The 18,656-nt window shown below is 74.7% G+C and carries 15 protein-coding genes and 1 pseudogene; 10 read left to right on the forward strand and 6 right to left on the reverse strand.

Annotation, left to right across the window (positions count from 1 at the left end):
• Window positions 1-28 precede the first annotated feature (28 nt).
• The 3 genes from AB0A97_RS05270 (at window position 29) to AB0A97_RS05280 (ending at window position 3,440) form a co-directional block, all read left to right on the forward strand.
• Complete coding sequence (locus AB0A97_RS05270) at window positions 29-943, forward strand: sugar ABC transporter permease (protein ID WP_361145307.1); 915 nt, start codon at window positions 29-31, stop codon at window positions 941-943.
• Window positions 944-952: 9 nt separating this feature from the next.
• A complete protein-coding gene (locus tag AB0A97_RS05275; protein WP_361144604.1) occupies window positions 953-1,795 on the forward strand; it encodes a carbohydrate ABC transporter permease in 843 nt (280 codons plus the stop codon).
• Window positions 1,796-1,985: 190 nt separating this feature from the next.
• The gene (locus AB0A97_RS05280) at window positions 1,986-3,440 is read left to right on the forward strand and encodes a GH1 family beta-glucosidase (RefSeq protein ID WP_361144607.1); all 1,455 of its coding nucleotides are present in this window, start codon (window positions 1,986-1,988) and stop codon (window positions 3,438-3,440) included.
• Window positions 3,441-3,587: 147 nt separating this feature from the next.
• Here the strand turns inward: AB0A97_RS05280 and AB0A97_RS05285 are convergent.
• The 3 genes and pseudogenes from AB0A97_RS05285 to AB0A97_RS05295 all read right to left on the reverse strand — a co-directional run.
• Window positions 3,588-4,481, reverse strand: a pseudogene (locus AB0A97_RS05285) (chitinase); the annotation flags it as partial.
• A gap of 418 nt (window positions 4,482-4,899) precedes the next feature.
• Window positions 4,900-6,345, reverse strand: a complete 1,446-nt coding sequence (locus AB0A97_RS05290; protein WP_361144610.1) for a HAMP domain-containing sensor histidine kinase — start codon at window positions 6,343-6,345, stop codon at window positions 4,900-4,902.
• Window positions 6,346-6,439: 94 nt separating this feature from the next.
• Complete coding sequence (locus tag AB0A97_RS05295) at window positions 6,440-7,132, reverse strand: response regulator transcription factor (protein WP_361144613.1); 693 nt, start codon at window positions 7,130-7,132, stop codon at window positions 6,440-6,442.
• Between the two features lie 199 nt (window positions 7,133-7,331).
• Between AB0A97_RS05295 and AB0A97_RS05300 the strand changes: the two genes are divergently transcribed.
• Entirely contained in the window at window positions 7,332-7,922 is a 591-nt protein-coding gene (locus tag AB0A97_RS05300; RefSeq protein WP_361144616.1) for a hypothetical protein, read from the forward strand.
• A 63-nt stretch (window positions 7,923-7,985) separates the two neighbouring features.
• On the opposite strand, the gene AB0A97_RS05305 is transcribed toward AB0A97_RS05300, so the two are convergent.
• Together AB0A97_RS05305 and AB0A97_RS05310 are read right to left on the reverse strand one after the other, a co-directional pair.
• Window positions 7,986-8,852 (reverse strand): fused MFS/spermidine synthase, encoded by an 867-nt coding sequence (locus AB0A97_RS05305; RefSeq protein WP_361144619.1) that lies wholly within the window; start codon window positions 8,850-8,852, stop codon window positions 7,986-7,988.
• Between the two features lie 112 nt (window positions 8,853-8,964).
• A complete protein-coding gene (locus AB0A97_RS05310) occupies window positions 8,965-9,525 on the reverse strand; it encodes a hypothetical protein (protein WP_361144622.1) in 561 nt (186 codons plus the stop codon).
• A gap of 231 nt (window positions 9,526-9,756) precedes the next feature.
• On the opposite strand from AB0A97_RS05310, the gene AB0A97_RS05315 reads away from it, so the two are divergent.
• Complete coding sequence (locus tag AB0A97_RS05315) at window positions 9,757-11,364, forward strand: tetratricopeptide repeat protein (protein ID WP_361144625.1); 1,608 nt, start codon at window positions 9,757-9,759, stop codon at window positions 11,362-11,364.
• Between the two features lie 166 nt (window positions 11,365-11,530).
• Here AB0A97_RS05315 and AB0A97_RS05320 read toward each other — a convergent pair whose 3' ends face one another.
• Window positions 11,531-12,124 (reverse strand): histidine phosphatase family protein, encoded by a 594-nt coding sequence (locus tag AB0A97_RS05320; protein ID WP_361144628.1) that lies wholly within the window; start codon window positions 12,122-12,124, stop codon window positions 11,531-11,533.
• A 317-nt stretch (window positions 12,125-12,441) separates the two neighbouring features.
• Here AB0A97_RS05320 and AB0A97_RS05325 point away from each other — a divergent pair, with 317 nt between their 5' ends.
• From AB0A97_RS05325 to AB0A97_RS05345, 5 genes are all read left to right on the forward strand, one after another.
• Window positions 12,442-13,530, forward strand: a complete 1,089-nt coding sequence (locus AB0A97_RS05325) for a phosphatase PAP2 family protein (RefSeq protein WP_361144631.1) — start codon at window positions 12,442-12,444, stop codon at window positions 13,528-13,530.
• Entirely contained in the window at window positions 13,511-14,800 is a 1,290-nt protein-coding gene (locus AB0A97_RS05330) for a hypothetical protein (RefSeq protein ID WP_361145310.1), read from the forward strand. Before AB0A97_RS05325 ends, AB0A97_RS05330 begins: the two co-directional genes overlap by 20 nt.
• Window positions 14,791-16,344, forward strand: a complete 1,554-nt coding sequence (locus AB0A97_RS05335; protein ID WP_361144634.1) for a hypothetical protein — start codon at window positions 14,791-14,793, stop codon at window positions 16,342-16,344. Before AB0A97_RS05330 ends, AB0A97_RS05335 begins: the two co-directional genes overlap by 10 nt.
• A gap of 143 nt (window positions 16,345-16,487) precedes the next feature.
• The gene (locus AB0A97_RS05340; protein ID WP_361145313.1) at window positions 16,488-17,771 is read left to right on the forward strand and encodes an AAA domain-containing protein; all 1,284 of its coding nucleotides are present in this window, start codon (window positions 16,488-16,490) and stop codon (window positions 17,769-17,771) included.
• A 417-nt stretch (window positions 17,772-18,188) separates the two neighbouring features.
• Window positions 18,189-18,578 carry a hypothetical protein gene (locus AB0A97_RS05345; protein WP_361144637.1) on the forward strand — a complete coding sequence of 130 codons (390 nt, stop codon included), beginning with the start codon at window positions 18,189-18,191 and terminating at the stop codon, window positions 18,576-18,578.
• Window positions 18,579-18,656: the final 78 nt, after the last annotated feature.

Below are 18,656 nucleotides of genomic sequence, written 5' to 3' on the forward strand. Positions count from 1 at the left end.
CGCTTCCGACGCCCCCGCCGCCGTCCGCGTGCGGGAGCGCCGCAGCCGCCGCTACCGGCGGGACCTGCGCTGGAGCCCGTACCTCTACATCGCCCCGTTCTTCCTCTTCTTCGCCGCCTTCGGGCTCTTCCCCCTCCTCTACACGGGCTGGGCCGCACTGCACCGTGTGGAGCTGACCGCGCCCACCGACATGGAGTGGGCCGGGCTGCGCAACTTCACCCGGCTGCTCGGCGACGACTTCTTCTGGAACGCCCTGGGGAACACCTTCGTCATCGGCGTCCTCTCGACCGTCCCGCAATTGCTGATGGCGCTGGGCCTCGCGCACCTGCTCAACTACCGGCTGCGCGGCTCGATGTTCTTCCGGGTGGCGCTGCTCACGCCGTACGCCACCTCGGTTGCCGCCGCGACGCTGGTGTTCGTGCTGCTCTTCGGGCGCGACTACGGGCTGGTCAACTGGCTGCTGAACACGGTCGGCGCGGACGGCGTCGACTGGGAGAACGGGCCCTGGAGCGCCAAGCTGGCGGTCTCCACGATCGTCGTCTGGCGGTGGACGGGGTACAACGCGCTGATCTACCTGGCCGCCATGCAGGCGATACCGCACGACCTGTACGAGTCGGCGGCGCTCGACGGCGCCTCCCGGTGGCAGCAGTTCCGGTACGTCACGGTGCCGTCGCTGCGGCCGACGATCCTGTTCACCTGCGTGGTCTCGACGATCGGTGCCACGCAGTTGTTCGGCGAGCCGCTGCTGTTCAGCGGGAGCGCCGGGGCCTCGGGAGGCGCCGACCACCAGTACCAGACGCTGGGCCTGTACCTGTACGAGCAGGGGTGGGTGAACCTCCATCTCGGCCGGGCCTCGGCCATCGCCTGGACGATGTTCCTGATCCTGCTGGTGATCGCCGCGGTCAACGCGCTGATCGCCCGCCGGCTGCGCACGAGCCAGTGAGGAGGAGCCATGACCGCCCGACGCGCCGGCCGGCACCTGCACGGCGGCAAGGTGACCTACGCGGTGCTGATCCTCTTCACCGCGGGCTCGCTCTTCCCGCTGCTGTGGACCGCCGTCGCCGCCTCCCGCAACAACACCCGGCTGGCCCAGACGCCACCGCCGTTCTGGTTCGGCGGGAACCTGCTCAAGAACCTCGGTACGGCCTGGTCCGACGCCAACATGGGCGCGGCGCTGCTGAACACCACGGTGGTGGCCACGACGATCGCGGCGGGCACGGTGGTCTTCTCGACCGTCGCCGGGTTCGCCTTCGCCAAGCTGCGGTTCCGGGCGAAGAAGCTGCTGCTGTTGCTGGTGATCGGCACGATGATGGTGCCGCCGCAGCTCAGTGTCGTGCCGCTGTTCATGACCGTCGCCGAGCTGGAGTGGACCGACCAGTTGCAGGCCGTCATCCTGCCCACCCTCGTCAGCGCCTTCGGTGTCTTCTTCATGCGGCAGTACCTGCTCCAGGCGCTGCCCACCGAGCTGATCGAGGCGGCCCGCACGGACGGCGCGAACAGTTGGCGCGTGGTGTGGCACGTCGTCTTCCCGGCCGCCCGGCCCGCGATGGCGGTGCTCGGCCTGCTCACCTTCGTCCAGGCGTGGAACGACTTCTTCTGGCCGATCATCGCGCTGACGCAGAACGGCAACCCGACCGTGCAGGTCGCGCTGACCGGCCTCGGCCGCGGCTACATCCCCGACCAGTCCGTGATCATGGCGGGCGCGCTGCTCGGCACGCTGCCGCTGCTCGTCGCGTTCGTCCTGTTCGGCAAGCAGATCGTCGGGGGGATCATGCAGGGCGCGGTCAAGGGCTGACCGGTGAGCCACCGCGCCGCTCCCCCGGGGCCGTACGGTCCGTACGTGCTGTCGTACGGGCCGGACCGCGTCCGTGAACCACTCGCACCGTCCGCACCGCATGTACTGCCTGCACCGCTTGCACCAATCGCGCCACGCGCTCCGCACGGCCCGCGCCGTGCGCCGCGTCCTCGTGAACGGGAGTACCGCCATGTCCTGCCCCCTTCGCTTTCCGCCCGGCTTCGTCTGGGGTGCGGCCACCGCCGCCTATCAGGTCGAGGGCGCCGCCCGGGAGGGCGGCCGCACCCCGTCGATCTGGGACACCTTCAGCCACACCCCCGGCAAGGTCGCCGGGGGCGACACCGGTGACGTCGCCGTCGACCACTTCCACCGGCGCCACGAGGACGTGGAGCTGATGTCCGCCCTCGGGCTCGGTGCCTACCGCTTCTCCGTCTCCTGGTCACGGGTGCAGCCCACCGGCCGCGGCCCCGCCGTACAGCGCGGACTCGACTTCTACCGCCGGCTCGTCGACGACCTGCTCGCCCACGGCATCAAGCCGGTGCTCACGCTCTACCACTGGGACCTGCCCCAGGAGTTGGAGGCCGACATCCACGGCGGCTCCGCCTCGGGGGGCGGCTGGCCGCACCGGGACACCGCGCAGCGCTTCGCCGACTACGCGGCGATCGTCGCGGACGCCCTCGGCGACCGTGTCGAGTGGTGGACCACCCTCAACGAGCCGTGGTGCAGCGCGTTCCTCGGATACGGGTCGGGGGTGCACGCACCGGGCCGCACCGATCCGGAGGCCGCCCTGCGCGCCGCGCACCATCTCAACCTCGCGCACGGACTGGCCGCCCAGGCGCTGCGCGCCGCGCTGCCCGCCCGCGGCCGGGTCATGATCAGTCTCAACCCGGCGGCCGTACGCGCCCGCACCGGCGCACCCGAGGACCTGGAGGCTCAGCGGCGGATCGACGCGCTGGCGACGCGTATCTTCACCGGGCCCCTGCTGCGCGGCGCGTACCCCGCGGATCTCCTCGCGGACACCGCGCGTATCACCGACTGGACCTTCGTCCACGATGGCGACCTCGCCGTCATCAAGCACCCCCTCGACGCGCTGGGCATCAATTACTACACACCCACAGTGGTATCAGGCGGCACTGACAACGCCCCCCTGCCGCGGCACGACGGGCACGGCGCCGGGGCCCGTTCGCCCTGGCCGGGAGCCGATCGGGTGGCCTTCCACCAGCCGCCGGGCGACCGTACGGCGATGGGCTGGTCGGTGGATCCGACCGGCCTCCACGACCTGCTCATGCGCTTTCACCGGGAGGCTCCCGGGCTGCCCCTGTTCATCACCGAGAACGGCGCGGCCTACGACGACCGGCCCGACGCCGAGGGCGCGGTGCACGACCCGGAGCGCATCGCCTACGTCCACGGCCATCTCGCCGCCGCGCACCGAGCGGTCACCGACGGCGCCGACCTGCGCGGCTACTTCCTTTGGTCGCTGATGGACAACTTCGAATGGGCGTACGGCTACAGCAAGCGGTTCGGCTCGGTGTACGTGGACTTCACGACGCAGGTCCGTACGCCCAAGTCGAGCGCCCACTGGTACGCGGGAGTGGCGCGCACCGGCGAACTGCCCGCCCTGAACACCGATGTGACCGCCTCATGAGGGCGGCGGGACACAGCGGTGGGGGGGGTGGCCGCTGTGTCCCGCCCGGGGGTGTGGCTCGGTGCTGGTCCGGCCGGGGGTATGACTCGGTGCTGGTCCGGCCCGCTCTGGCGCGTGCTGCCGGTCAGCTCTCGCAGGTACCGGGCTTCAGTACGCGCCGAGCGCCTTGGTGAAGTCGAGCGGCTTCTGCGCGACGGAACTGCACGTCGGCTGAGCGGAGTTCTGCGGTCCGCCCGGGCACGCCTTGTCGCGTGTGGCGGACCACATCGAGAGCCAGCCGAGGCGCTTGGACTGAGCGAACGTGACCAGTTCCTTGGCGTCCTCGACCGTGAAGATCTCCTTCTGCACGTCGTTGACACCGATCATCGGGGTCACGGCGACGGCCTTCCAGGCGGCCGCGTCACCGAGGCCGAGGGCCTTCTTGAGCTGCGCCTGGGTGGCCGTGGCGGCCTGGACGGCGTACTTGCCCATGTCGCCGTCGTAGGAGGCGCCGTAGTCCATCGCCATGATGTTGACGGCGGAGATCCGCACGCCGTTCTTCTTGGCGTCGGCGATCAGGTTCACCCCGTCCTGCGTCAGGCCCTCGGGCATGACCGGCAGCGTGAAGGAGACGTCCAGCCCCGGGTGCTGCTTCTGGAGCTGGGCGATCGCCCGGGCGCGGCGGGTGTTGGCGGCGGCGTCCGGCAGCGCGCCGCCCTCGATGTCGAAGTCGGCCTTTTCGAGTGCGAACTTGTCGATGACCTTGCCGTACGCGGCGGCCAGCTCGCCCGCCGACTTGCAGGCCAGCCCCAGCTCGGAACCGTTGGCGCCGCCGAAGGAGATCCGTACGTCGCCGCCGGCCTGGCGCAGCGCCGGTATCTGCCGGGCCACCGCGTCGTCGCCCAGCCCGCCCGAGCCGCCCCACTTCGGTTCGCAGCCGCCGCCTCCGGAGGTGACGAAGGCGAGGTTGAAGGTCTTCACCCCGGTCTTCCTCGCGGTGCCGACCAGGTCGTACGCGGGGTACAGGGACGTGTCGACGTACGGGGAGAAGGCGCCGCCGGCCGTGGGCTCCGGAGCGGCTTCCGGCGCCTTGGTGGCCAGCGCGGAGCCGGCGGCGGCGAAGGCGCCGCCCGCCGCCAGCGCGGCCGCCGCTGCCGTACCGATCAGCCTGGCCTTGCGGCTCGTGCGGCGGCGGTGTGCCGAGGAACTCATGTCGTGCCTGCCTGTTCGTCGTGGGGAACGGTGGTGCGGTGGTGCGTCCCGCACGCTAGCGATCAGGAAACGGACACATGCCGGTTTCGGTACGGCAGTCGGAAGACTTATGGCGCCGTTAAGGGAGCGAAAGGGACCGGTTAAGCACAACGGCCGAACCGGCCCGGTGGGGGCCCCGCCATCGGCCCGGTGGGAGCCCGGCAATCCGCCCGGTGGGAGCCCGGCAACCGGCCCGACGGATGCGCGGCCGCGGCCCGGGCCGAAACGTTCATTCCCCGCCGCCACCGCCCTGCGCACGCCCCGCCGCCCGCCGCCCCCGCGACCGTCCGAGGCGCCGTCCCAGCCGCCGGCGCAGCCGGTGCCCGGTGTGCCGGCGGCGCCCGGCACGTGCCCGCCGCGCGCCGTCCAGCGCCAGCCACACCCGTACCTCGGTGCCGCCCAGTACGGACCGGCCGATCCGGACGTCCCCGCCGGTCGTCTCCGCGAGCCGCCGCACGATGTCCAGGCCGAGCCCGGTGGACCCGTCACCGCCGTCCCCGTGGCCGCGCCGCAGGGCCGCGTCCGGGTCGTCGATGCCCGGGCCCGCGTCCGAGACCAGCACGATCACCGCGTCCTCGGCGTTGTGCACGTCCACCGCGAAGGCGGTGCCCTCGGGGGTGTGCCGGAAGACGTTGCCGAGCATCGCGTCCAGCGCCGCGGCGAGGTCGGAGCGCGCGACAGGGATGCGTACCGGCCGGTCCGCGCCCGCGACGCGCACCGTGCGCCCCTCGTCCTCCGCGAGCGCCGACCAGAAGTCCATCCGCTCCCTGATCACCTCGGCCGCGTCGCAGCCGGCCACCGCGGCCATCTGCTGGGCGTGCGCCCTCTGCTGCCGCGCGGTACGGATGATCTGGTCGACCTCGCGTTCCAGTTGGGCGACCGCCTCGCGGGTCTGGTCGGCCGCGGGGCCCTCGCCGAGCGAGGCGGCGTTCAGGCGCAGCACGGTCAGCGGGGTGCGCAGGCGGTGGGAGAGATCGGCGGCCAGCTCGCGTTCGTTGGCCAGAAGCTGGACGACCTGGTCCGCCATCGCGTTGAAGGCGGCCGCCGCCGCGCGCAGTTCCCTGGGGCCGTCCTCCCGTACCCGTACGCCCAGCTTGCCCTGGCCCAGGTCGTGGGCGGCGCCGGCCAGCCGTTCGGCGGGCCGCACCATCCGGGTGCCGAGGCGGTCGGCGACGGCGACCGAGCCGACGACCAGCGCGAGGCCGACCACCGCCAGCACCACCCAGGAGGTGGTGACGCCGTTGGTGAGCGCGGCGTCCGGCACGTACACCTCGACCACCGCGATGCCGGAGGCCACCGCGGTGGGCTGGAGCAGGACCGAGCCGCCGGGCGCCGCCGCGATGGAGGCACGGCCGAGGTCGACCGCGGCCGCGACGTCCTCGGGCCGGGCCCGCCGGGAACCGATCTCGGCCGGTTCGCCTCCCTTGTCGTCCGCCGGCACATGGACGCCGATGTACCCGCCGGTCCCGCTCTCGGTGCTGGCGACGGCGCGTTCCAACTGCGCGTGACCGGTGGTGATGGCCAGGACGGGCCCGATGGTGGCCGCCTGCCGCTCCGCGTTGGAGAACGCGCGGTCCTTGGCCATTTCCTTGACGACGAGCCCGAGCGGTACGGCGAAGGCCACCACGACCATCGCGGTGACGGCCAGGCACACCTTGACCAGGGCCCATCTCACGGCGACGGCTCCAGGGGAAGGCCCCGGAAAGGTCCGGCGGCGCGCGCGGGCGGCTCCGGCGCGCACGCCCCCCGGCGCCCGGTCCGCGCGGGCGTCACAGCGGTGGCTCCAGCTTTACGCCGACTCCGCGCAAGGTGTGCAGATACCGCGGCCGAGCGGCCGTTTCGCCCAGTTTGCGGCGCAGCCAGGAGAGGTGGACGTCGATGGTCTGATCGTCGCCGTACGCCTGCTGCCAGACCTCGGCGAGGAGTTCCTTGCGGGGCACGACGACACCCGGGCGGCCGGCGAGGAAGGCGAGCAGGTCGAACTCGCGGCGGGTCAGGTCGAGTGCGGCGCCGTCCAGTTCGGCCTGGCGGCGCAGCGGGTCGATGCTCAGGCCGCCCACCTGGAGCACCCGGGACGGCGGCTCGCCGCCCGTCGCGGCGCCGCGGGAGCGGCGCAGCACGGCGGCCATCCGGGCGGAGAGGTGCTCCACCGAGAACGGCTTGGTCAGGTAGTCGTCGGCCCCGTCGTTCAGGAGGCGGACGATCTCGGCCTCGTCGTCCCGCGCGGTGGCGATGATCACGGGTACGTCGGTGATCCCGCGCAGCATCTTCAGGGCCTCGGCCCCGTCCAGGTCGGGCAGGCCGAGATCCAGGATGACGACGTCGAAGCCGACGTGGGCCACCTCGCGCAGCGCCTCCAGGGCCGTGCCGACGCTGCGCACCGTGTGGGACGCCTCGGTCAGATGCCGGATGAGGGCCGAGCGCACGAACTGGTCGTCCTCGACCACGAGCACACTTGCCATGGGCGGCACCGTACGCCATTCGAGGGCACTTCTTTACCTGAGGTTGACGCCGCGGGCCGTACCATCAGCCCTCATTTCGACGGGTGTTGACTGCCGCATCCATCCTGTCCCGGAACCTCCCGCGACATCACCTTCGTTCGCCCTCTCCGGGCCCTCCGGCCCTCTGCCCCGGTGGAGTGCGTGATGCAGTATGAGCCAGATGCACAGAGCACTGGTTCACACGGCGGCCTGGACGCTGGCGACGGGCGCCGCCGTCACGCTGTCGTGGTTCGGCGTGCACACGGTGCTGGCCGGGACGGCGTACGACCCGCCGCGCGCGCTCCCGCTCTCCGACAGCGCGCCGTCCGCGTCCGCCGGGACCGACGGCGGGGTCGCGCCTCGCGCCTCCTCCACGCACCGGCCCAAGCCGTCCGCTCCGGCCTCCCCCCGCCCCGGGCAGTCCACCCGACCTGGCGCTCATCCCAAGGGGGACGACGGCAGCACGTCCGACGGTGGTGGCGGAAAAGGTACGGGCAGCGGCCCGCACCCGCCGTCCGGCGCCGCCGCTTCACCCGCGACGGGCAGCACGGTGAAAAGTTTCTCCACCGCGGGCGGCCGTGTGGTCATCGACCTCGGCTCCCGCTCTGCCCAGTTGGTGTCGGCCACCCCGGACGCGGGCTGGCAGATGCAGGTGTGGCAGCAGGACCAGTGGCTCCGGGTCGACTTCCGGGGCGGCGCGGGACACACCTCGGTCATCTGCGCCTGGAACGGGCACCCGCCGACAGTCGAGACGGACAACCACGCGACGTGAGGCAGGCATTGCCCCGGGCCCTCCCCGCGCCGCCGGGCAGCCCGCGCGGCCTCCCCGGCTCGCTCAGATGAAGACGGCGGGCGGCGGGGACGGCGAGTCCACCGCGGTCGCGTCCGTCACCGGCTGCGCTCCCCCGGTGAAGTCCAGGAGCGCGCGCCCGTGCTCGACCCGGCCCTGCTGAGGGTCGGTCGCGGCCCGCCGGGTCAGTTCGGCGACCGGGAGCGGGCCGGCGGCGGCGAGCAGTACGGCGTTCCCGAAGCGCTTGCCCCGGAGGACGGCCGGGTCGGCGGTCAGACACAGCTCGGGGAAGACCGTACGGACCGTGGCGACCTGCGCCCGCACGAAGGCCAGCGGCGGGCCGTCCGCGAGGTTCGCCGCGTACCAGCCGCCGGACCGCAGCGTCCGCGCGACCTCGCCCGCGAACTCGGCGCTGGTCAGGTGCGCCGGAGTCCGCGCGCCGCTGAAGACGTCCGCGATCACCAGGTCCGCCCAGCCGTCCGGGATCTTGGCGAGCCCCGCGCGCGCGTCCGCGTTGCGCACCCTGATCCGCCAGCCGCCGTCCAAGGGCAGCTCCCGGCGGACCAACTGGACCAGCGGCGCGTCGATCTCCACGACCTGCTGGGTGGAGCGCGGGCGGGTGGCCGCGACGTAGCGCGCCATCGTCAGCGCCCCGCCGCCCAGATGCACCACCTGGAGGGGCTTGCCGGGCGGCGCGGCGAGATCGGCGATGTGACCGAGGCGGCGCTGGTACGCGAAGTCCAGGTACGCCGGGTCGTCGAGGTCCACATGGGACTGCGGCGCCCCGTCGACGAGCAGGGTCCAGCCGCGCGGCCGGTCCCGGTCGGGACGCAGTTCGGCGACGCCGCCGTCCACGGTTGCCACCACGGCTTCGGGCCCCGTACGGGACCGGCCGCGCCTGCTCTTCGCCATGCCTCCAGTATGCCGCGTAGCCGCAGGTCAGAGTGGACGGCAGAGGGCAGCGGCCGGGGCGGGCCCGGGACCGGGACCGGCTGCACGGGCAGCGGCCACGTCGGGGCCGATATCAGCGGCAGCGGTCGACGGCCTCGATCGTGCGGGCCGCCTCGCCGAGGGCCTCGCGCAGGACGACGGGGTCGGTGGCCGTGCCGCACGCCCCGTCCGGGGACACCAGCCAGTCGGTGCCCGTGACGGGCGGCTCGGCGGGGGCGCCGCCGGCGTTCCGCGCGCCCCCTTCGGGCGCCTCGCGCTCGTACGTCTGGGTACAGGCGCTGCCCGGCAGGTCCCAGCCGTCGGCCGTGCCCGGCGGCACGAGGAAGCCGAGGGTGTCGCAGGCGTCGTCGTGCAGGACCGGGCCGACACCGGCCCGCAGCCGCAGGATGTCGACCGCCTCCAGTCCCTGGCGGGCCGGCACCGTCACCAGGTCGCAGGTCCGCGGCGCCTCGGGGAGCGGACCGCGGTCCGCGGAGGGCCAGCACCGGTCCGCGGCCGGTGAACCGTGCGCGCCCGGACGGCCGTTGGGGTGCGCCGCGCGCCCGGCGCGCCCGGCTCCGCCGCGCGCCGTCCCCCCGGCACCCGCCTCGCTGTTGACGGCGGTCCTGACGTCGGCCACACCGGTCTCCCGCACGGAAACCCCTCCTCTGCACACGCCGCTCCCTTTACTTCCTGTTCAACGTCCGGACACGTCAACGGCTACGGCGGCGGGCCGCCGCAATGGATGGCACTTCATGGCGGATCGGGGGTGAGATATCCGTTTTGTAGCCAAACCCTGTGTGTCGGTCCGGTCACAGCTAGTACCGTCGTCCCGCCGCACCGCCAGGCCGCGGCACCGCCACGGAGAGGGCACGGAGGCTCCGCCATGGCATCGCCAGCCGCGAGATCAGCGTCGTCCCAGCACGTTCCCGCACAGCCCAACCACGCCTTCCGGCAGTTGCGCGGCCGGCTGTCACCGGGTGAGTTCGCGGCGTCGGTGCGCCGCGCCGCGCGCGACATCGGGGAGCAGGTCGCGTGCGACGCCCGTTACGTGGGCCGCGTCGAGGCCGGGGAGATCCGGTGCCCGAACTACGCCTACGAACGGGTGTTCCGGCACATGTTCCCCGGACTCACCCTCGCGGACATGGGGTTCGCGCCGCGCGAGACGGTGCGCGGGCGGCGGGCCCGGGCGGCCCGTGCGGACGGCGGAAGGGAGGCGGGCGGCGGCACCGGGGCGCCTCCCGGTACACGGACGGGCGCCGGACCGGCGGCCGGGCGCCCGGAAGGGCCCGGGGCCGGACCCGGGCGTCGTGACACGGACATCCAGACCGGCAAGGAGAGCGACGTGCTGCGTCGCGCGTTCATCACGGGCGGCCCGGCCGCCGCGCTGGGGCTCACCGCCCTGCCACCGTTCGTCCCGAAGGCCGCGGCCGGTCCCGGCCTGCCGGACGCGGCGCCCCGCGCACCGCGCCCCTCCCCGGCGGACGGGCCCGGACGGGCCGGCGCGTCGGAGGCGGCCGCCGTGGAGGAGGCGGTGCGCCGGATCCGGCTGCTGGACGACCGGCACGGCGGCGAGGGCCTCTACCGGCGCGCCGTGCAGCCGCTGCGGACCGCCTACGAGCTGCTGGACGCCGGGGTGCAGCGCAGCTCCGTCAGCGACCGCCTGTACGCGGGAGCGGGCGAACTGGCCATCTCCGTCGGCTGGCTCGCGCACGACTCGGGCCGTTTCGGCGACGCCCGGTCGCACTACGCCGAAGCGCTGGCCACCGCCCGGGTGGCCGATGACGCGGCCCTGGAGGCGCACGCCTTCTGCAACACCGCCTTCCTGGCGCGCGACGCGCACCGCCCCCGAGAGGCCGTACGCGCCGCGCAGGCCGCCCAGCAGGCCGCGAAGAACCTGGGTTCGGCGCGCCTGCTGTCCCTCCTGGCGCTGCGCGAGGCGGGCGGCTGGGCGGGCCTGGGCGACCGCAGGAGCTGCGAGCAGGCGCTCCTGCGGGCGCAGCGGCTGTTCGCCCGGGGGCCGTCCGACAACGACCCGGAGTGGATGTCCTTCTACGGGGAGGCCGAGCTGGCGGGTCTGGAGGCGCAGTGCTGGTCCGCACTGGGCGAGCAGGGGCGCGCGGCGACGCACGCGCGCCGGGCGGTGGCACTCCAGGACCCGCACTTCACCCGGAACATCGCCCTGTTCACCGCGGAACTCGCGGGCGATCTCGCGCTCAGCCGGGCACCGGAGGAGGCCGCGACGGCCGGTACCCGGGCGCTGGCCCTCCTGGAAGACGTCCGGTCGGCCCGTATCCGCACGATGCTGGACTCCACGGCGCGGGCGCTGCGGGCGTACCGGAGCGGCGCGGGAAGGGCGGGCGACGAGGTCGGCGCGTTCCTGGACCGGCACGCCGCCACCCGGCCGCCCGTACGGACGACGGTCGGCAAGGGCGGGCGGCGGACGGCCTACGGTGCGCGGCCGGGGCAGCAGAGCGATGCGCACACGGCCTGACCGGGCTCCGGGCGGGAGGGGCCGGGGGGCAGGAGCCTCCAGGGGCGGGGTACAGCCCGAGAGGCAGCGGGTACGGCCCGAGGGGTGGCGGGGTACGGCCCGAGGGGCAGGCACGGGCCCTGCGGCTGCGGCGCGCCGCTGTCCTCCGGGCCCGTCGCACCGGGGTTCAGCCCAGGTGGCCGGTGTCGTTCCAGCGCTCGATGGCGGGCTCCCCGTACGCCCAGCCCAGTACGGACAGGGACGTCGGCTCCAGGCGGATGCGGGCGGCGAAGGAGACGTCCAGGCCGAGCCAGCGGGCCCCCAGGGAGCGCAGGATGTGGCCGTGCGCGAAGACCAGGACGTCCCGGTCGGCGGAGCGCGCCCACTCCACGACCTCGTCGGCCCGCGCCGCTACCTGGGCCAGCGTCTCGCCCTCGGGGACGCCGTCGCGCCAGATGAGCCAGTCCGGGCGCCCGGCCTTGATGTCGGCCGGGGTCAGGCCCTCGTACGCGCCGTAGTCGACCTCCATCAGCGCGTCCCAGTCCTGGGCCCGGTCGCCGAAGCCGGCCAGCCGGCAGGTCTCCTTCGCGCGCACCAGGGGGCTGGTGCGGACCTCGACGTCCGGCAGGCCGTCCCAGGGCTCGCGGTGCAGCCGCTCCCCCAGGAGCTCGGCGCCGCGGCGGCCCTCCTCCAGGAGCGGAATGTCCGTACGGCCGGTGTGCTTGCCGGACAGGGACCACTCCGTCTGCCCGTGCCGGGCCAGCAGAATGCGCGGTGCCATGGGGAATACCTCTGGCCGATTGCTCGGCTCTTCCGTCTTCGGAGCCCGCTCCGGGGCTGTGCTGCTCGACTGATGCGCGTCCGGTGCTCGTCCGGCGCCCGGCTCGCGTCGCCTCGTTGCGGTGGCCGTCCGTTCCATCATCGCGCATCGCCCGGGACCAGCGGGGTGGCCCCTCCCCGCCGGGAGCATCGCGCCGTACGACGTACGGTGGAGGGTCGGCGTTTTCCGCGCCGACGGGTGCCGCTCCGCGCCGCACCCCCTCGCACCAGGCCCGCGACCGATCCGCCACGGGCCACGCATGTTGGAGAACGACCAGGATGGACGCCGTAGCGCGCCGCCCAGCGGCAGCCGGCAGCCGGCTCCGGTGGTGGACGGAACTGCCACTGCTCGCCCTCGTGTACGCGGCCTACTCCGCGGGCCGTCTCGTGGCCCGCGGCGACGCGCTCACCGCCGCCGGGCACGGGCAGACGATCCTGCGGTGGGAAGAGCTGCTGCGTCTCGACCCGGAACGCGCGCTGAACCGTCTCTTCACCGCCACGCCCGCCCTCGGCGTCCCCGCCGACTTCGCGTACGCCGCGCTGCACTACCTGATCACGCCCGTGGTCCTGGTGTGGCTGTGGAACCGGCGCCCCGCGCACTACCGGGCGCTCCGTACCTGGCTCATGATCGCCACCCTCATCGGGCTGGTCGGCTTCACGCTGCTGCCGACCGCGCCGCCCCGCCTGCTGGAGGCGGGCAGCGGGTTCGCGGACACCATGGCGCACTTCTCGTCCTACGGGTGGTGGGGCGAGGACGCGAGCGCGCCGCGCGGGCTGGGCGGCATGACGAACCAGTTCGCGGCGATGCCCAGCCTCCACGTGGGGTGGGCGCTGTGGTGCGGCGTGGTGCTGTGGCGGCACGGCCGGTCGCGGCCGACGCGGGCGCTGGGGGTGGCGTACCCGCTGCTGATCGTGCTGGTGGTGATGGGCACCGCCAACCATTACCTGCTCGACGCACTGGCCGGTACGGCCGTGATGGGCCTGGGCCTGCTGCTGACGCGCCCGGCGCTGCGGCTGGTGGACGGGGTGCGCGGCCGGTTCCGGGCGGGCGGCACGGGGGCGGGCGTCGGCCGAGACGCGGGCGTCGGCCCGGGCAGCCACGCGGCGGGCGCCACTCCCCTCGCGGCAGCGGACACCCCCGTGACAGGCGCGGGGAACGCCCCTCTCGCGGGTGCGGAAAACGGCTCTCTCGCGGGTGCGAAGCGTGATCTTCGGGCCGCCGGGGCGCCGGGGGCACACGCGAATGTCAGTGGCGGATGCCAGACTTCCGCGGGTGAACGTTTTCCGCGACAGCCGACCCGCCGCGGCCGACCGGCCGCCGGAGCCGCCGCCGCAGCCGACGACGGGGCTGCGGCAGCGGCTCGGTGAGCTGCGCGGCCCCGGCGTACGGCCGCGGCCGCTGGACGCCCGCGCGCTCGCCGCGCTGGCCGCCAACCCCGGCTGCCGCCGCCGCGCGCTGCTGGACGGCGCCGGGGTCGACAAGACGGCGCTCGCGGGCGCGCTCGGCTCGCCCGCGGCTTTCGGGCAGTCGCAGTTCGCGCTGGCCCGGGGCAACTCCTTCGAGGCCCGCGTCAAGGCGGACGGCGGCGCGGACCTGATGCTGCTGCTGTACGAGCGCTCGGGCGGCGGCGCGGAGGCCCCCGAGCCCGGCCGGGTCGCCGTCCCCGACCTGTCCGCCGCCGGTCCCGAGGGGCGTGCCGCCCGTACGGCGCTGGCCCTGCGCGAGGCCACCACCGCCGGCGGCTGGACGCTGCTGGACCACCCGCTGATCACCCTGGACGTGGCCGGGTCGCCCGCCTACCTGGAGCCGGACGCTGTCGTGGTGCATCCGGACGGCGGCTGGACGGTCGTGGAGATCAAGTCCTTTCCGATGATCGACGGTTCCGCCGACCCGGCCAAGGTGGGCGCGGCGGCCCGGCAGGCCGCGGTCTACGTACTGGCGCTGGAGCGGGTCGCCGCCCAGGTGCTCGCCAGTACGGGCCGTACGGTGACGGTGCGGGACCAGGTGCTGCTGGTCTGCCCGAAGGACTTCGCGAACCTCCCCACCGCCGAGGCCGTCGACATCCGCAAACAACTGGCGACGACCAGGCGGCAGTTGCAGCGGCTCACCAAGGTCGAGGAGATCGCCGGGCAGCTCCCGCCCGGCACCACCTTCGACCTGCGGCTCGCGGACGACGGGAAGACGGTGACGCGGTCCGCCGCCGAGCTGGCCGAGGCGGTCGAGTCCGTGGACGCGGCGTACGCGCCGGAGTGCCTGTCCACCTGCGAGCTGGCGTTCCACTGCCGGGAGCAGGCGCGCGCCGCGGGCGCCGTGGAGTCGCTGGGCCGCGGGGTGCGCGGTGAGCTGGGCGGGCTGCGTACGGTCGAGGAGGTCCTGGCGGCGGCGCGTACGGAGAGCGCGGCGGACGACGCGACGGACGGGTCAGCGGGCGCCGCCGCGACCGCCTGCGCCCCGGACACGAACGCGGGCGCGGGCGCGGATACGGACGCGCCCGCCGCCGAAGCGCTGCGCCGGGCGGCGGCCCTGCGCGCCGAGGCGCTGGCCGGTGCGGGGGCGGGGGCGGGTGGCGCGAGGGACACGACGAGCCGGTCCGTGGGACGGGCCGACGGGGCCGAGGGGGTGCCGGCATGTCGTTGATCGAGGTGCTCGCCAGGATGGAGGCGGTGGCGGCGGGCCGTGCCCAGCCGCTGACGACCGTCCGGCACCGGCATCTGTCCGCCCGCCCGCTGGTGTTCGTCCCGCTGACGACCGCGGGTGAGGCGGGCGCCCCGCTGGGCGCCCTGGTCGGCACGGACCGCGAGAAGCCGCTGCTGCTCGCCGTACCCCAGCCACGCGACCGTGACCTGCGGTTCGCGTTCCTCGCCGAGCTGGCCGAGACCGTCCTGCCGTACGTGGACGGGTACGCGGACACCGTCGAGACCGAGCAGCGCAAGGAGACCGACCCCGAGACCGGCAAGAAGGTCCCGGTCGAGGTCGAGCTGTGCGCCGACGCGCCGCAGATCGTGGTGCCCAGCACGGCCGGCGTGGAGTACGTACGCCTGCTGGGCCGGTCCATGCGGTTCCGGCGGACCGCCGACCAGGACCCGGACACCCCGCATCCGGCGCCGCCCCATGTCCCGATGCTGGGCCGCTGGTTCACGCACTTCGGCGAGCGGGCCCGGGTCCCGGGCGCGAGCCTGCTGCTGCCGATGACCGGGCTCCTCGCCCGCCACTGGGCGACCGGCCAGAGCAACCTGGAGGACCAGCACCTGGGCGCGCTGCTCGCCTGGATCGACCCGCCCGAGGGCGAACCCGGAGCGACGGCCGCGCGGCGCGCGGAGACGGCACGGGACGCGGACGGCCTACTGCTGTGTCCGCCGGCCGGCCCGGCCACGGACCCGGCGTTCGACAACAAGCGCCTCGCCCCGGCGATGGCCCGGTACGACGTGGGGCTGCCCGGCGCCGAGGCCGCGATCCGCGAGCTGGTCGAGAGCCAGCTGCGCCCCGCCTGGGACGCCGTGTGGCACGGCATCGACCTGCTGCGGGCCTTGCCGGAAGGCTCCAGAGTGGCCGACCGCTGGAAGCGCGACCGCTGGTCGTACACCGCGCACCGCGACCGGGTACGGGCCGGTGAGCCGCCGCAGCCCAAGCGGGACGACGCCATCACGGCCGCCCGCAAGCTCGCCTCCCGGGAGACCGCCCAGGCGCAACTGGACGCGCAGGAGGCGTTGGACGACCCGCTGGTCATGGCGGGCCGGCGGCTCGCCGGCGAGGCGCTGGCCGGCGAGGTGACCGGTGTCGAGATGGCGTATTCGGAGGGCAGGCGGCCGATGCCGCGCCCGTTGGTGACGCTGGCGACGGACGACCGGCCGCAACTGACCGAGGGCGGCAAGCTGTACCGCGCGCTGCCGGACGGCAAGGCCCAGCCCGCCGAGTTCGTCGGGTACACGGCGGACGGGCCGGGTGAGCTGGTGGTCCGGCTGACCGGCGGGATGGGGCGGGGGAAGACCCCGGAGTCCGGGTCGGTGCCCGAGCCCGGCGACATCGTGTGCTGGACTCTGTTCGAGCACCAGCCGCGCGGCGGACCGGAGTTGCCCGAGCCCGAGGACACGCCGTGGACGCATGGCGGGCCGCCGGCGGCCGACACCGCCGTACCGCCCGTGGACCAGCCCGATCCCGTCACCGCGGAGGACTTCCTGTGACCGAGGCCCGCCCCGCGCACCCGGACGTGCCGGCCGCCCGGCGGCCGGACGGCGCACCGCACACCGCCCCGGGCGCGGCGCCGTCCGCCCCCGGCGCGGCGTCCTTCGACCCGAGCGCGGCGGCGGCCGAGGCCACCGACGCGATCGTGCGCAGCACGCTGCACGGCACCCACCGCGGCGTCGTAGTCGACTCACCGCCGGGCGCGGGCAAGTCCACCCTGGTGGTACGGGCGGCTCGCGAACTGGCCGCGGCCGGACGCCCATTGATGATCGTCGCGCAGACCAACGCCCAGGTGGACGACCTGGTGCTGCGGATCGCCGAGAAGGACCCCGAGCTGCCGGTGGGCCGGCTGCACAGCAGCGAGCCGGGCGCGTTCGACCCCGCGCTGGCGGAGCTGCCCGCTGTCCGTACGTCGTCGAAGGTCGCCGACCTGGCCGGGCTGGACATCGTCGTCTCGACGGCCGCCAAGTGGGCTTACACGAAGGTCGACGAGCCGTGGCAGCACGCCATCGTGGACGAGGCGTACCAGATGCGCTCGGACGCCCTGCTCACCGTCGGCGGGCTGTTCGAGCGGGCGCTGTTCGTGGGCGACCCCGGGCAACTGGACCCGTTCAGCGTGGTCGGCGCCGAGCAGTGGGCCGGGCTCGCCTACGACCCGTCGGCCAGCGCCGTGACGACCCTGCTGGCGCACAACCCCGGCCTGCCACAGCACCGGCTGCCGGTGTCGTGGCGGTTGCCCGCCTCCGCGGCGCGGCTGGTCTCCGACGCGTTCTACCCCTACACGCCGTTCCGCAGCGGCACGGACCACGGTGACCGGCGGCTCGCCTTCGGGGTGCCCTCCGACGGCTCGGGAGTCGACCGGGTGCTGGACGAGGCCGCCGCATCCGGCTGGGGCCTGCTCGAACTGCCCGCCCGCCACACGCCGCGTACGGACCCGGAGGCGGTGCACGCCATCGCGCGGGTGGTGCGGCGGCTGCTCGACCGGGGCGGCGCGGCCACCAGCGAGCGCGGCCCCGATCCCGCGCCGCTGACCGCCGACCGGATCGCGGTCGGCACGGCCCACCGCGACCAGGCGGCGGCGGTACGGGCCGCGCTGGCCGGGCTCGGCGTCGGCGGCGTCGCGGTGGACACCGCCAACCGCCTCCAGGGACGGGAGTTCGACGTCACGGTCTTCCTGCACCCGCTCTCCGGCCGCCCCGACGCGACCGCCTTCCACCTGGAGACCGGCCGGCTGTGCGTACTGGCCTCGCGCCACCGGCACGCCTGCATCGTGGTCAGCCGGGCCGGCATACCGGAGCTGCTGGACGAACATCCCTCGGCGGACCCCGTCCAGCTGGGCGTCACGGTCAAGTTCCCGGACGGCTGGGAAGCGAACCACGCGGTCCTGGCCCATCTGAACGAACACCGGGTGGCGTGGCGGCCCTGACCGGTCGGCCGGGGCAGCCGGGCGCGGTCGGGTCGGCCGGGCGCGGTCGGGCGCGGTCGGGTCGGCCGGGCGCGGTCGGGCGCGGTCGGGTCGGCCGGGCGCGGTCGGGCGCGGTCGGGCGCGACCGGATCGCGAGGCTGTCGGAGCCGGCCGGTGCGCTGTCCGGGTCGGCCCGCGCGGCGTGGCGTGCCGCCGCGCGCGAGAGCGGGCGGGGGGCGGGAGCCGGCCGGAGCGGCGCACTGGTGCCCGGGTGCGCCGCGTGCGGCCGTACGGTGGCGGTGCAGGCGCGGAACGGGGGCGCGCGGCATGCGACGTGCCGCTCCCGGCGGGCGGCTGAACCCCGTAGGGGCGCGTCGCCAGGCGCACTTGCGCGACGCGGGACAATGGAACGCGGCACACGATCCAGGAGGTACGTACATGTCCGAGCCGCAACCGGCTTCCGACCCGCGCGGAGCCGCCTCCGCGCCCCGGCGCCTGAAACCGGCTCCGCTGCTCTTCGAGCCTCCGGAGGCCACGTCCGACCCCGAGCACTTCTTCGACCTGGAGTCCATCGAGGACCCCAAGGAGCTGCTCGCCCGCTCCACCGAGCTGACCCTCGCCTTCCGCGCGGCGGCGGACCGGGCCACCGAGTTCCAGGCGATGGCGGCGGCCCACCTCGCCGATCCCCGGCGCTTCGACCGGCTGCCGCTCTCCGTGATCGCGGAGCGCGCGGACTGGACCGAGGACTACGCGGCGAAGATGGTGGAGTTCGGCCGCGGCCTGCTGCGCGGCGGTGGCGGCAGCCGCCTGGACGCCACCACCGACTGAACGGTTCAGCGGCTCCGGCGCCCGCTTCCCGCCCGCTTCGGCCTCACCTCGGCCCTCGGCCCGTGATCCCACTCGTTG

Origin of the sequence: Streptomyces sp. NPDC045470 (assembly GCF_040646595.1) — a bacterium.
Taxonomy (GTDB): domain Bacteria; phylum Actinomycetota; class Actinomycetes; order Streptomycetales; family Streptomycetaceae; genus Streptomyces.

Bases quoted from the DNA above. Each gene is read 5' to 3' on its own strand.
- AB0A97_RS05315 (WP_361144625.1), top strand. From the start codon at position 9,757: ATGGCATCGCCAGCCGCGAGATCAGCGTCGTCCCAGCACGTTCCCGCA.
- AB0A97_RS05295 (WP_361144613.1), bottom strand. From the start codon at position 7,132: ATGGCAAGTGTGCTCGTGGTCGAGGACGACCAGTTCGTGCGCTCGGCC.
- AB0A97_RS05280 (WP_361144607.1), top strand. From the start codon at position 1,986: ATGTCCTGCCCCCTTCGCTTTCCGCCCGGCTTCGTCTGGGGTGCGGCC.
- AB0A97_RS05325 (WP_361144631.1), top strand. From the start codon at position 12,442: ATGGACGCCGTAGCGCGCCGCCCAGCGGCAGCCGGCAGCCGGCTCCGG.
- AB0A97_RS05345 (WP_361144637.1), top strand. From the start codon at position 18,189: ATGTCCGAGCCGCAACCGGCTTCCGACCCGCGCGGAGCCGCCTCCGCG.
- AB0A97_RS05300 (WP_361144616.1), top strand. From the start codon at position 7,332: ATGCACAGAGCACTGGTTCACACGGCGGCCTGGACGCTGGCGACGGGC.
- AB0A97_RS05305 (WP_361144619.1), bottom strand. From the start codon at position 8,852: ATGGCGAAGAGCAGGCGCGGCCGGTCCCGTACGGGGCCCGAAGCCGTG.
- AB0A97_RS05335 (WP_361144634.1), top strand. From the start codon at position 14,791: ATGTCGTTGATCGAGGTGCTCGCCAGGATGGAGGCGGTGGCGGCGGGC.
- AB0A97_RS05275 (WP_361144604.1), top strand. From the start codon at position 953: ATGACCGCCCGACGCGCCGGCCGGCACCTGCACGGCGGCAAGGTGACC.
- AB0A97_RS05320 (WP_361144628.1), bottom strand. From the start codon at position 12,124: ATGGCACCGCGCATTCTGCTGGCCCGGCACGGGCAGACGGAGTGGTCC.